The organism is Streptomyces sp. NBC_01217 (genome assembly GCF_035994185.1).
GTDB lineage: Bacteria > Actinomycetota > Actinomycetes > Streptomycetales > Streptomycetaceae > Streptomyces.
The window spans coordinates 1407884-1420090 of the sequence record NZ_CP108538.1; the positions used below are offsets into that span (position 1 = coordinate 1407884).

At 70.5% G+C, this 12207-nt stretch carries 9 protein-coding genes and 1 pseudogene; 7 read left to right on the forward strand and 3 right to left on the reverse strand.

What is annotated here, in order from left to right:
* Nucleotides 1-271: 271 nt before the first annotated feature.
* Nucleotides 272-1156, reverse strand: coding sequence for an RNA polymerase sigma-70 factor (locus OG507_RS05965; protein ID WP_327366073.1), 885 nt, complete (start codon nucleotides 1154-1156; stop codon nucleotides 272-274).
* 151 nt (nucleotides 1157-1307) lie between these two features.
* On the opposite strand from OG507_RS05965, the gene OG507_RS05970 reads away from it, so the two are divergent.
* A complete protein-coding gene (locus OG507_RS05970; protein WP_327366074.1) occupies nucleotides 1308-2138 on the forward strand; it encodes an alpha/beta fold hydrolase in 831 nt (276 codons plus the stop codon).
* Between the two features lie 57 nt (nucleotides 2139-2195).
* Here OG507_RS05970 and OG507_RS05975 read toward each other — a convergent pair.
* Nucleotides 2196-3038, reverse strand: a pseudogene (locus OG507_RS05975) (EamA family transporter); the annotation flags it as partial.
* Nucleotides 3039-3085: 47 nt separating this feature from the next.
* Here OG507_RS05975 and pdxR point away from each other — a divergent pair.
* From pdxR to OG507_RS05995, 4 genes are all read left to right on the forward strand, one after another.
* Nucleotides 3086-4573, forward strand: a complete 1488-nt coding sequence (pdxR, locus tag OG507_RS05980) for a MocR-like pyridoxine biosynthesis transcription factor PdxR (protein WP_327366075.1) — start codon at nucleotides 3086-3088, stop codon at nucleotides 4571-4573.
* A gap of 90 nt (nucleotides 4574-4663) precedes the next feature.
* Nucleotides 4664-6244 (forward strand): alkaline phosphatase D family protein, encoded by a 1581-nt coding sequence (locus OG507_RS05985; protein ID WP_327366076.1) that lies wholly within the window; start codon nucleotides 4664-4666, stop codon nucleotides 6242-6244.
* Between the two features lie 272 nt (nucleotides 6245-6516).
* The gene (locus tag OG507_RS05990) at nucleotides 6517-6681 is read left to right on the forward strand and encodes a hypothetical protein (protein WP_327366077.1); all 165 of its coding nucleotides are present in this window, start codon (nucleotides 6517-6519) and stop codon (nucleotides 6679-6681) included.
* 457 nt (nucleotides 6682-7138) lie between these two features.
* Nucleotides 7139-8572, forward strand: a complete 1434-nt coding sequence (locus tag OG507_RS05995; protein ID WP_327366078.1) for a GNAT family N-acetyltransferase — start codon at nucleotides 7139-7141, stop codon at nucleotides 8570-8572.
* A gap of 34 nt (nucleotides 8573-8606) precedes the next feature.
* On the opposite strand, the gene OG507_RS06000 is transcribed toward OG507_RS05995, so the two are convergent.
* Complete coding sequence (locus OG507_RS06000) at nucleotides 8607-9836, reverse strand: trans-sulfuration enzyme family protein (RefSeq protein ID WP_442810950.1); 1230 nt, start codon at nucleotides 9834-9836, stop codon at nucleotides 8607-8609.
* Nucleotides 9837-9895: 59 nt separating this feature from the next.
* Here OG507_RS06000 and OG507_RS06005 point away from each other — a divergent pair, with 59 nt between their 5' ends.
* Entirely contained in the window at nucleotides 9896-10393 is a 498-nt protein-coding gene (locus OG507_RS06005; RefSeq protein WP_327366079.1) for an Lrp/AsnC family transcriptional regulator, read from the forward strand.
* A gap of 48 nt (nucleotides 10394-10441) precedes the next feature.
* The gene (locus OG507_RS06010) at nucleotides 10442-12127 is read left to right on the forward strand and encodes a DUF885 domain-containing protein (RefSeq protein WP_327366080.1); all 1686 of its coding nucleotides are present in this window, start codon (nucleotides 10442-10444) and stop codon (nucleotides 12125-12127) included.
* Nucleotides 12128-12207 lie beyond the last annotated feature (80 nt).

Consider the following 12207-nt stretch of genomic DNA (forward strand, 5'->3'; position numbering starts at 1 on the left):
CGTTATTTATTAAAGGTTCCTGTCTTAACGTTCAGACCATAGGACGGGACACCCCCTTGGTCAAGACCAATCCTCCTTCGGTCACGCAGCGAAACGGGGCTCTGCCGCAGAGCGTTCACAGGACGTTCGTGGTGCCGTGAGGCGCCCGCAGCACAAGACCCCGCGGCCGACCTCGGTCCAGGGGGCTTCGAACAGGGACAACGAAGGGACTGCTGCGCAGCCGGAGGCGCTTGCGACGGCTGAGAACGCGCCCGGCCGCTGTGAGGTCCTGCTACTCAGCGATCAGGTTGGTGAGCTTGTCAGGATTACGGACGATATATACGCACTGAATGAGCCCACCCCTGATCTCCACCTGGAAGACGGAATCGGGTTTTCCGCCCGCGAGCACCAGCACGCCCGGTCGACCGTTGAGTTCCAGGAACCGGAAACCGAGGTCCGGGATCTGGTCGTGGGCGACGGCGAAGAGGAAGCGGCCGACCTTGTCGGCGCTTTCGATGATCCGCAGCGGCGCCTTGGACTTTCCGCCGCTGTCGCCCACGAGCCGGACATCTGGCGCGAGCAGGGACAGCAGCTCATCGATGTCGCCCCCGGCCGCCGCGGCGAGGAATCGCTCCGTGAGGTCACGGCGCTGGGCCGGGTCGACGTCGTAGCGCGGTTTGCGCTCCTCGACATGGCGTCGCGCACGTCCCGCGAGCTGCCGCACCGCGGCCTCGGCGCGATCCAGGGTGGCGGCGATCTCGGCGTACGGGAATCCGAACGCCTCGCGCAGGACGAAGACGGCCCGTTCCAGCGGTGACAGCGATTCGAGGACGACAAGCACGGCGACCGATACGGAGTCGGCGAGCATGGCCTGTTCCGCGGTGTCGGGCGCGGCCGGTCCGAAGTCGGTGACGAGGGGCTCCGGCAGCCACGGCCCGACGTACGCCTCGCGCCGCGACTGCACCTGCCGCAATCGGTCGATGGCGAGCCTGGTGGTGATCCTGACGAGAAAGGCGCGCGGCTCCCGTACATCATCACGCGGTGCGGACGACCAGCGCAGCCAAGCCTCCTGCACCACGTCCTCGGCATCGGCGATCCTGCCCAGCATGCGGTAGGCGACCCCGGTGAGCACGGGGCGGTTGTCCTCGAAGACGTCGGTCGCGGTGTCGGCTGTCACCTCTCCATCCCAGCCGACACTCCACACACTGTCCACCTCGGACTGCCCGGCCCCTTGAACTACAAGCTACCGAGCGGTAATTATTGTTGACGAGACGTCTGAGTCACCCCAGGCATGGTCCGTTCATGCCGGATCGCCCGGGAGCACCAGCATGGCCGCCACGGTCTCGTTCGACGTCGACTCACCGAATGGGCCTCGGACCGTGTCCGTGGCGTATGAACGGACTGGTTCCGGTGAGCCGTTGCTCCTGCTCCACGGTATCGGCCACCACCGTCAGGCCTGGGATCCGGTGATGCCCGTCCTGGCCGCGGAACGGGATGTGATCGCGGTCGACCTGCCCGGTTTCGGTGCCTCGTCGGCGCTGCCCGACGGTGTTCCGTACGACCTGGCGAGCGTGGTCCCGGTGCTCGGTGCGTTCTGCGAGAAGATCGGCCTGGACCGGCCGCATGTGGCGGGCAACTCACTCGGCGGTCTGCTGGCGCTGGAGCTGGGCAGGACGAAGCTCGTGCGGTCGGTGACCGCGCTGTCGCCCGCCGGTTTCTGGACGGAGAGCGAGCGTCGCTATGCCTTCGGAACGCTGCGGGCGATGTGGCAGGGCGCGTTGTCGATACCGGTGCCGATGATCGAACGGCTCTCGCGCAGCGCGGCCGGACGCGCCGCGCTGACCAGCACCATCTACGCCCGGCCCGGGCGCCGTTCACCCGGTGCCGTTGTCGCCGAGACCGTCGCCCTGCGCGAGGCGACCGGTTTCCACCAGACGCTCGCCGTCGGGCGGGGTGTCACGTTCACCGACGATGTGCCCGGACTGCCCGTGACCATCGCCTGGGGCAGCCACGACCGGCTGCTGCTGCGCCGGCAGGGAGTCAGGGCCAAGCACGCCATTCCCGGTGCCCGGCTGGTGCGGCTGCCCGGTTGTGGACACGTGCCGATGAACGACGATCCGGCGCTCGTGGCACGCGTCGTCCTCGACACCAGTAGCTGAATCGGCACCCTGCGCGGTGCCGCCCCGGGGCAGCACGCCCGAGCCGAGCGCCACCCCCAGTCCGACCAGCAGACTGCCACCGGCCTGCGGAATCCCGTACGAGCCGGTGCCGACGAGCGGTGCGGTGAGCGCCGCGGATACCGGGATCAGGCCGGAGAAAAGTGTGGCCCGTTCGGCGCCGATGCGCTGCATGCCCATGTACCAGCAGACGAATCCGACGACGGTGACCACGGCCGCCTGCCAGAGCAGCGCCATGGCCTCGCCGGGTGTGGGCATGCGCAGTACGGCCCCGCCGTCGAGCAGCACACCGAGCAGCGCGGACTCCGCGGCGGCGATACCGCACACGGTGGCGGACAGCAGCCTCGGTCCCAGCGGGCGCAGCACCGGTACGGCGAGGACGGCGAAACCGACCTCGCCGGCGAGCGCGCCGGCCGACCAGAGGGCACCCGCCGTGTCCGTGCGGCCCCATCCCTGGACGGTGAGGGCCCCGGCTGCGACCAGCACGGCCGCGTACAGAACCGGGCGCATCGGCCGCCGGCCGTCCAGCAGCGGTACGAGGACGGCGACGAGGATCGGGGCGCAACCGACGAACACCCCTGGAACGGCGGGTTCCGCGGAGCGTTCGGCGCCGAGTACGGCCAGGTTTAAGCCGACCATGCCGACGGCTGCGAGGAGCACGAGCCGTCCCCACGCCCGCAGGGTCAGGACGCGCAGTGTGGCGGCCGGGCGGGCGTCGTGGGAAAGGAAGGGCAGGAGCAGGAGCGCCGCCAGGCCGTAGCGCAGTGCCTGGCCGCCCGCGTAGGGGTAGTCGCCGAGGACGCTGTTGGCGGTGAAGGAGGCGCCCACGAGGATGCAGGCAATGGCCGCGAGGAGCGCCCCGCGCAGGGAAGTGACTTTCATGGGGCCGACGTTAGGAATCCGGGCGGTCCGGTTTAAGGTCCACTTTCATGTCGTCTTCGGGGACCAATCCGCCACCAGAGCGGGTGGAGTCCGGGGAGTTCGTCTCCGTCGCCTGGGAGTTGCTGCTTCCCGCCGCTTCGGCCCCGGCCCGTCGGCGCGGCCGCGCACTCCAGTCGGCACTGCGCGAGGCCGTGCGTTCCGGCAGTCTCGTTCCGGGTACGAGGCTGCCGTCCAGCCGTGCGCTCGCCGCCGATCTGCGGGTGTCGCGGGGACTGGTCACCGAAGCGTACGAGCAGCTCACCGCAGAGGGATATCTGCGCAGCGAACAGGGCGCGGGCACCTGGGTGAGCGGGGTTGTCCGACCCGCCATACCCGGGGCGCGCGATCTCGCACCACGCGCGCTGGGCGCACGTGTCGACTTCCGGTCCGGGACGCCCGATCTGTCATTGTTCCCGCGCAGCGCCTGGGCCGCCACGTATCGCTCGGTGCTGCGCCGACTGCCGCACAGCGCGCTCGGCTATCCCGATCCGCGCGGGCTGCCCGAGCTGCGGGAGGCTCTGGCCGCCCTGCTGACGAGGCGCCGTGGAGTGGTCGCCGATCCGGAGCGCCTGGTGGTGTGCTCCGGCGTGGCGCAGGCAATGACTCTGCTCGGATTCGTGCTGCACGGGCGGGGCATGCGGACCGTCGGTGTCGAGGATCCCGGCAGCCCCGAGCACACCGCGCTGTTCGCATCCGCCGCCATCGCCACCACCGGGCTGCCGCTGGACGACGAAGGGCTGGCTGCCGAACCCCTCGAACGCTCGGGCGTGCGCGCCGTCGTGACCACTCCAGCGCACCAGTTCCCTACCGGAATCGCCTACTCCGCCGCCCGTCGCAGCAGGCTTCTGGACTGGGCACGCGCGACGGACGGGCTGATCGTGGAGGACGACTACGACGGCGACTTCCGCTATGACCGCGCACCCGTCGGCGCGTTGCAGGGTCTCGACCCGCAACATGTCGCGTACACCGGTTCGGTGAGCAAATCGCTTGCTCCCGGACTGCGGCTGGGCTGGCTGCTGGCACCGGCGACGATGACCGACGAAATCGTCGCCCGCAAGCGCACGATGGATCTGGGCAATCCGGCCGTCGACCAGGCGGTCCTTGCCGAATTCATCGGCGGGGGCGGCTACGACCGGCAGCTGCGCCGCTGCCAGCGCGCCTACCGTGAGCGACGCGACGCGCTGACCGCGACGCTGGCGAAGTACTTCCCCGGCACCGAGGTGAGCGGGATCGCCGCCGGTCTGCACATCATCGCCAGGCTGCCCGGACGTCACGGCCCCGAACCGGTGTTCATGGCGCGAGCGGCCGCGGCGGGAGTGGCCCTGCGGCCCCTGAGCGACTTCGGCACCGTCGCCTCCACGGACCGAAGGGTGAGCCTGGTTCTTGGATACGCGCAGCTGGCTCCCCAGGACATCGTGCAGGGGGTTCGGTTGCTGGCGGCGGCTCAGCGGGGCACGGCCGGACCGGACATCGGCGGGGGCCGGGTATTCATCTGAGGTTGGTGTGCGCGCCGCCGACGGGCACAAGGGTGGGGTCGGTCGACCGGCCACCCGTCCGTCCGCTCACTCTGCCCCGGAGGCGCCTCGATGTCGTACCGTCCGCGTATTCCGTCCCTCGACCGCCGCGGTGTGCTGCGCGGTTCGCTCGCCGCTTCGGCGGCGCTCACCCTTCCCGTGGTGGGCGCCGCGGCCCCCGCCTTTGCGCTCTCCGGCAGGCCGCGCGCGGCGTGGGGCGTACAGGTGGGCGATGTCACCGCTTCGTCCGCGCTGGTCTGGGTCCGGTCGGACCGCCCGGCCCGGATGATCGTGGAGACGTCGGCGACGGAGTCCTTCCGGCGGGCCCGCACATGGCACGGTCCGCTGGTCGGTGCCGGCACGGACTTCACCGGGACGACGCCGCTGTACGGGCTTCCGCCGGGTGAGCAGGTGCACTACCGGGTGACCCTCGCCGCCCCCGAAGACCCCCGGCGCACCGGCGAGCCGGTGTACGGGACCTTCCGGACCGCGCCCGCCCGGCGCCGGGACGGGGTGCGTTTCCTGTGGTCCGGCGACATCGCGGGCCAGGGCTGGGGCATCAACCCGGACATCGGCGGCTATGTGGTGTACGACGAGATGCGCCGTCTCGACCCGGACTTCTTTCTCTGCAGCGGCGACAACATCTACGCGGACGGTGTGATCGAGCCGAGTGTGCCCCTGCCCGACGGTCGCGTCTGGCGCAATGTCACCACGGAGGAGAAGTCGAAGGTCGCCGAGACCCTGGCCGAGTACCGGGGGAACTTCCGGTACAACCTCCTCGACGACAACCTTCGACGGTTCAACGCGCAGGTGCCTTCGATCGTTCAGTGGGACGACCACGAGGTACGCAACAACTGGTATCCCGGACAGATTCTCGACGACCCCCGCTACACCGAGAAGGACGTGAATGTGCTGGCGGCCCGTTCGGTGCGGGCGTTCACCGAGTACTTCCCGGTGTCCACGCTGCATGCCTCGTCCGGCGAGGGCCGGATGCACCGGGTGGTGCGGCACGGTCCGCTGCTCGATGTGTTCGTCCTCGACATGCGGTCCTTCCGCGACGCCAACTCCCCCGGCCGCCGGCCCGACGACACCATCGGCATCCTCGGTGCCGAGCAGCTCGGCTGGCTCAAGCGGGAGCTGTCGCGGTCCCGTGCGGTGTGGAAGGTGATTGCCGCGGACATGCCGCTGGGGCTGGTGGTCACCGATGGTGCGACGGACTTCGAAGCGGTCGCGCAGGGCGATCCGGGCGCCCCGCTCGGCCGTGAGCTGCAGATCGCGGAGCTGCTCCGGTACATCAAGCACCGGCGGATCACCGGCACGGTCTGGCTGACGGCCGATGTGCACTACACATCGGCGCAGCACTACGAGCCCGGGCGGGCTGCGTTCAAGGACTTCGCGCCCTTCTGGGAGTTCGTGTCCGGGCCACTGGCCGCCGGTCAGTTCCCGGCCAACACACTTGACGCGACGTTCGGTCCCGACCGGGTCTTCGTGCGGGCGCCCGACCGCGCGAATGTCTCGCCGATGGAGTCTCCGCAGCTCTTCGGTGAGGTCGACATCGACGGCGACAGCGGCGAGTTGACCGTGCGGCTGCGGGCGCAGGGCGGCTCCGTGCTGTTCAGCAAGACACTGCAGCCGGGGCGCGTAGGGCAGTGACCGGTACGCCGACGATCGGCTCCGGGCAGCGGTCCGGAGCCGATTGTCAGTGGTGGGTCATGCGCACACCCCGCGCCATCGCATCTGCCACCACTGGGGCGACCAGCCGGGGTCCTGGCTCGCCACGCTTCCCGAGGGCGGCGAGACTCTGGCCGCGTGGTTGTTGCCGACCATCGCCGCCTGTGCGACCAATGGCCTACGGGACACGGCCCAGCAGCTGACCGGGGCGGGTCGAACTCGGCGGGCCGGCCGCCGAAGCCATCCATCTGGCCGTGGCCTACGGGTTGGGCGCCCGGCATCCGGAGGACCGCCTGTCGGCGGTGGATGTCCTGTTGATGCTCGCCGCCCAGCACCGGCTGGACGCTCCGTCGCTCGGCGAGAAGCCGGCGATCCTCCTCGACCACAGCCTGGTGAAGCCCAGCCGCCTCGCGGGCTGAGCGACCCGCTCTCCGTGGCGGCCGAGTGCGCGGAGCACCGCGGTGCGGTGGGTGGCGAGCCGTTACCCGGGCGCGCCGAAGCGGCGGCGCGCGGCGGGTCCTCGCAGCTCGTACGTCGGGCGGCGCGCCTGAAGGCGGCCTGGGAGCGCAAGCGGGGTCCGGCACTGATATGACCGCCCACGGCATCCATGACTGCCACCACGTCCATGACCGCCACGACATCGTGGCGTAACCCGCAGCGTGCCGTCCGGGCCGGATGCTCGGGGTCCGGGCCCGTACGGGAGCCATCCTGCTTTCGGCTCAAGGCCCGGGCTATGAGGGCCTGCCGGCCGCCGCGCACCATGTTCAGCCAAGGCATCAATCGACTAAAACCAACGATAAGGGACTAGATCCGCACTTAACCCATCAGTCACAGAGCGTTCGTGATCAGGCAACACCACTCAGTCACAGTGAAGGCATGACTGATGTGACATCCGCCAAGACTGTCCGCCGCGCGCACCACTGGCGGCGGGACGTGACCGAGCTGGCTGCGCTGTTCACCGCGGTCGCGGTCGCCGACGCGATCGCCAACCTGATCGGGCACCAGCCGGACGGACCGTATCTGCTGATCGCCTCGGCCGTGGCCCTGGCGGTGACGGCCGCCTTCCACACCTGGTGGGCACGGCGCCACAGCCACGCCCCGCCGCCGACCGGCTTCGACCTCGCTCTCGGCGACGACAGCGCGGCCCCGTCCCACCGCGCCGCCGCGGCCGCGCTCGTGACCACGCCCACGGCCGCGGGCCCGGCCCCGTCCCCCGAGGACACGGTGCTGTGGCGCATGCGTACCACCGTGCGGGACATCCCCGGCAGCCTGGCCGCGCTGTGCATCGCGCTCGCCCGGCACCGGGTCGACATCCTCACGCTGCAGACGCACCCGCTGGCAGAGGGCACGGTCGACGAGTTCCTGCTGCGTGCCCCCGCCCCGCTCCAGGCCCAGCAGCTGAGCCGGGCGATCTCCGCCGCGGGCGGCGGTTCCACCTGGATCGAGCGGGCCGACACGCACGACCTGGTGGACGCCCCGACACGCATCCTGGGCCTCGCCACGCGTACCGCCCTGGACGCCGCCGAACTCCCTCTCGCCCTGCGCCAGTTGCTCGGCCGCTGCACCATCCACTCGCTGCCCGCCGTCTCGATCACCGGCCGCGCAACGGGTGAGACCGCGCCCGTCGAAGGTGTGCTGGAGGAGACGGTGATGCGGCTGCGCGACCCGTCCGGAGGTGCCATCACCGTCGAGCGGCCCTACCTTCCGTTCACTCCCACCGAGTTCGCCCGGGCCCGCGCCCTGGTGGAGCTCGACGCCCGGCTCGGCCCCCGCGTGCCGCGCAGCGAGCAGGTGCTCACCCTTCCCGAGGGCAACGAGATCACCGTGCGCCGCGCGGACCGCAGTGACCTCGAAGCGGCCCGTGCCATGCACGACCGCTGCTCCGAGCAGACGCTGCGGCTGCGGTACCACGGCCCGGTCCGTGACGCCGACCGCTACCTGGACCACCTGCTGAGCCCACGCTTCGGGCGCACCCTGGCCGTCCAGACGGCCTCCGGCCGACTGGTCGCCCTCGGCCACCTGCTGTGGGACGGCGACGAGACCGAGGTCGCCCTCCTCGTCGAGGACGACTGGCAGCGCCGCGGTATCGGCTCCGAGCTCCTCGGCCGCCTGGTGACGCTCGCCATCGAGGCGGGCTGCGAGAGCGTCTACGCCGTCACCCAGGCGTCCAACACCGGCATGGTCGCGGCCATGCGTTCGCTGTCCCTGCCGCTGGACTACCAGATCGAGGAGGGCACGCTGGTCATCACCGCACGGCTGGACGCGACACCGGTCCGTTCGCTGCCGCCCTACGAGCAGGCCGGCCGCTGACACCCCGGTGAGGAAGGCGCGCGGACCGGTCTCCTCAAGGCCGTCCGTCTCCTGAAGGACCGACCGCCTCCTGTGCGCTCAGCGCCTGGCACAGATCGGCCCACAGGTCCTCGACGTCCTCAAGTCCGACCGACATCCGCAGCAGCCGGTCCCCGACGCCGGACGCCTGCCGGTCTCCCTCATCCACAATGCGGTGGCTGATGGAGGCCGGATGCTGGATCAGCGTGTCCACACTGCCGAGGCTGACCGCGGGCGTGATGAGCCGTACGGCCGAGATCACCCGGTGCGGATCCCCGTACACCTCGAAGGAGACCATCGCCCCGCCCAGCTTGGGGTAGTGGACCCGGGCGACACGCGGATCAGCCATCAGTCTGCGCGACAGTTCGACGGCGCTCGCGGAAGCCGCCCGTACCCGGACGGGGAGCGTGGCGAGGCCGCGCAGCAGCAGGTACCCCGCCATCGGGTGCAGCACCCCGCCGGTCGCGAAGCGCACCTGCCGCAACCGGGCCGCGAACTCCTCGTCGCAGGCGACGACCCCGCCCATCACATCGCCGTGTCCGCCGAGGTACTTCGTGGCACTGTGCAGCACGATCCGTGCCCCGTGCTCGACGGGCCGCTGGAGCACCGGCGTGGCGAAGGTGTTGTCGACGAGCAGCGGCACGGATCCGCAGGCATGCGCGATCGCACGGATGTCGACCTCGGCGAGCGTCGGGTTGGCGGGCGTCTCCACCATCACCAGACCGGTGTCCGGACGGATCGCCTCCGCGATACCCGCCGGATCGGTCCAGGTCACCTCGGTGCCCAGCAGGCCGGCACCCAGAAGGTGATCGCTGCAGCCGTAGAGCGGGCGGACGGCGACCACATGGCGCAGTCCCATGCTCGCCCGGACCAGCAGGACGGCGGTGAGCGCCGCCATACCGCTCGCGAACGACACGGCGCTCGCCGTCCCTTCCAGCCGGGCGAGGGCGGTCTCGAAGCGGGCCGTCGTCGGGTTGTCCAACCGTGCGTAGACGGGCGGTCCATCCAGCTTGGCCCCGGTGGCGGCGAAGGCGTCGATCCGCTCGGCCTCGCCCCTGGAGTCGTACGAGGGGTAGGTGGTGGACAGATCGATCGGCGCGGCGTGCAGGCCGAGGGCCGCGAGATCGTCGCGCCCCGCGTGCACGGCTTCGGTGGCCAGCGCCCTGGAGCGAGGCATCATCGCGGGCGTTGTCGAGGTCGTCATCGAGGGTGCCGTCATGGGCGTCGTCGAGGTTTCGGTGTCCATGCCATCACTCTGAACAAACACCGGACCTTGATGAGAAACATCCGTGTTACGTTTGGCAGATGACCGATTCAGTCGTTCTCGACCCGGTGGACCTGCACATTCTGCGACTCCTGCAGAACGATGCCCGGACTACTTACCGCGAGCTGGCCGCCGAGGTCGGGGTCGCGCCGTCGACCTGTCTGGACCGAGTGACCAGGCTGCGCCGCTCGGGCATCATTCTCGGCCACCAGCTGCGGCTGGACCCGGCGAAGCTCGGCCGCGGCCTGGAGGCGCTGCTCTCCGTACAGGTCCGTCCGCACCGCAGGGAGCTCATCGGCCCGTTCGTCGAGCGCATCAGGGCGCTGCCCGAGTCCCGCGCGCTCTTCCATCTGACCGGGCCCGACGATTATCTGGTCCATGTCGCGGTCACCGGTACCGCGGATCTGCAGCGCCTCGTGCTGGACGAGTTCACCTCACGCCGCGAGGTGGCCAGGGTCGAGACCCGGCTGATCTTCCAGCAGTGGGAGTGCGGACCGCTGCTGCCACCCTCGGCAGGATCGCCTGGGACAGGTGCCTGAGACCGAATGATGATGACGCGGAGGCCCCCGCCGTACGAGGATGTCCGCATGTCAGACAATTCCAGCAGCGCGCTGCCCCGTCAGATCGCCGACGCCTACGTCGACGCATACATCGCACTCGACCCGATCGCCGGCACCTATCTGGGCGATGCGGAGAGCTCGCGCCGCCTTCCCGATTTCTCCCCCGCGGGGCAAGAAGCCCTCGCCGCGCTCGCCCGCGCGACCCTGGCGAAGCTCGATGCCGCCGAGCGGCTGCCCGGCGCGGACAGCGATGCCGAGCGCCGCTGCGGTCGCCTGCTGCGCGAGCGCCTCACGGCGGAACTCGCCGTCCACGAGGCCGATGAGGGGCTGCGCGCGGTCTCCAACCTTTCCTCTCCGGCGCACAGCGTCCGTGAGGTGTTCACGGTGACGCCGACCGAGACCGACGAGGACTGGGCGGCGGTCGTGGACCGGCTGCGCGCGGTTCCCGCCGCGCTGGAGGGCTACCGCGAGTCGCTCGCGCTCGGCCTGGAGCGCAAGCTGTACGGCGGCCCGCGCGCCACCACCACCTTCATCGGCCAGCTGGACGAGTGGACCGGCGACGGCAGGACGGGCTTCTTCCAGGACTTCGCGGCCGCCGGGCCCGCGTCCCTGCGTGCCGATCTGGACGACGCCGCCCGTCGCGCCACCGAGTCGGTCGTGGCGCTGCGCGACTGGATGCGCGAGGAGTACGCCCCCGCGGTCGAGGGCGCGCCGGACACGGTGGGCCGTGAGCGGTACGCGCGCTGGTCGCGCTACTTCAACGGCACCGACCTGGATCTCGACGAGGCGTACGCGTACGGCTGGTCCGAATACCATCGGCTGCTCGCCGAGATGGAGACGGAGGCCGAGAAGGTCCTGCCCGGCGCAGGTCCCTGGGAGGCACTGGCCCATCTCGATGTGCACGGCAAGCACATCGAGGGGGTCGACGAGGTCCAGGCCTGGCTGCAGAGTCTGATGGACGAGGCGATCGAGGCGCTCGACGGTACGCACTTCGAACTCGCCGAGCGGGTCCGGAAGGTGGAGTCCCGCATCGCCCCGCCCGGCGGCGCCGCGGCCCCGTACTACACGGGTCCGTCCGAGGACTTCTCGCGCCCCGGCCGCACCTGGCTGCCCACCATGGGCGAGACCCGTTTCCCCGTGTACGACCTGGTCTCCACCTGGTACCACGAGGGCGTTCCGGGCCACCACCTGCAGATCGCCCAGTGGACGCATGTCGCCGACAGCCTCTCCCGCTACCAGGCGTCGATCGGCGGTGTCAGCGCCAATGCCGAAGGCTGGGCGCTGTACGCGGAGCGCCTCATGGACGAGCTGGGCTTCCTGCCGGACGCCGAGCGCCGCCTCGGCTATCTGGACGCGCAGATGATGCGCGCCTGCCGGGTGATCGTGGACATCGGCATGCACGCGGAGATGGAGATCCCCGCGGACTCCCCGTTCCACCCCGGTGAGCGCTGGACCCCCGAGCTGGCCCAGGAGTTCTTCGGCAACCACAGCGGCCGTCCGGCCGACTTCGTGGAGAGCGAACTCATCCGTTATCTCTCGATGCCGGGGCAGGCCATCGGCTACAAGCTGGGCGAACGCGCCTGGCTGCTCGGCCGGGAGAACGCCCGCAAGGCGCACGGTGACGCGTTCGACGCCAAGGCCTGGCACATGGCCGCCCTGTCGCAGGGGCCGCTCGGACTCGACGATCTCGTGGACGAGCTGTCCAAGCTCTGACGCGCTTCTCTCCCTCTCTGTCCATTCCTTCCATACGGCAAGGAGTACGGGAGGAAAGGACGGGGAGGGGGCCGCTCGCC

What these genes read in the sequence shown, in the direction of transcription:
- OG507_RS05970 (WP_327366074.1), top strand. Translation starts at nt 1,308, where the DNA reads ATGGCCGCCACGGTCTCGTTCGACGTCGACTCACCGAATGGGCCTCGG.
- pdxR (WP_327366075.1), top strand. Translation starts at nt 3,086, where the DNA reads ATGTCGTCTTCGGGGACCAATCCGCCACCAGAGCGGGTGGAGTCCGGG.
- OG507_RS05985 (WP_327366076.1), top strand. Translation starts at nt 4,664, where the DNA reads ATGTCGTACCGTCCGCGTATTCCGTCCCTCGACCGCCGCGGTGTGCTG.
- OG507_RS05995 (WP_327366078.1), top strand. Translation starts at nt 7,139, where the DNA reads ATGACTGATGTGACATCCGCCAAGACTGTCCGCCGCGCGCACCACTGG.
- OG507_RS06000 (WP_442810950.1), bottom strand. Translation starts at nt 9,836, where the DNA reads ATGGACACCGAAACCTCGACGACGCCCATGACGGCACCCTCGATGACG.
- OG507_RS06005 (WP_327366079.1), top strand. Translation starts at nt 9,896, where the DNA reads ATGACCGATTCAGTCGTTCTCGACCCGGTGGACCTGCACATTCTGCGA.
- OG507_RS06010 (WP_327366080.1), top strand. Translation starts at nt 10,442, where the DNA reads ATGTCAGACAATTCCAGCAGCGCGCTGCCCCGTCAGATCGCCGACGCC.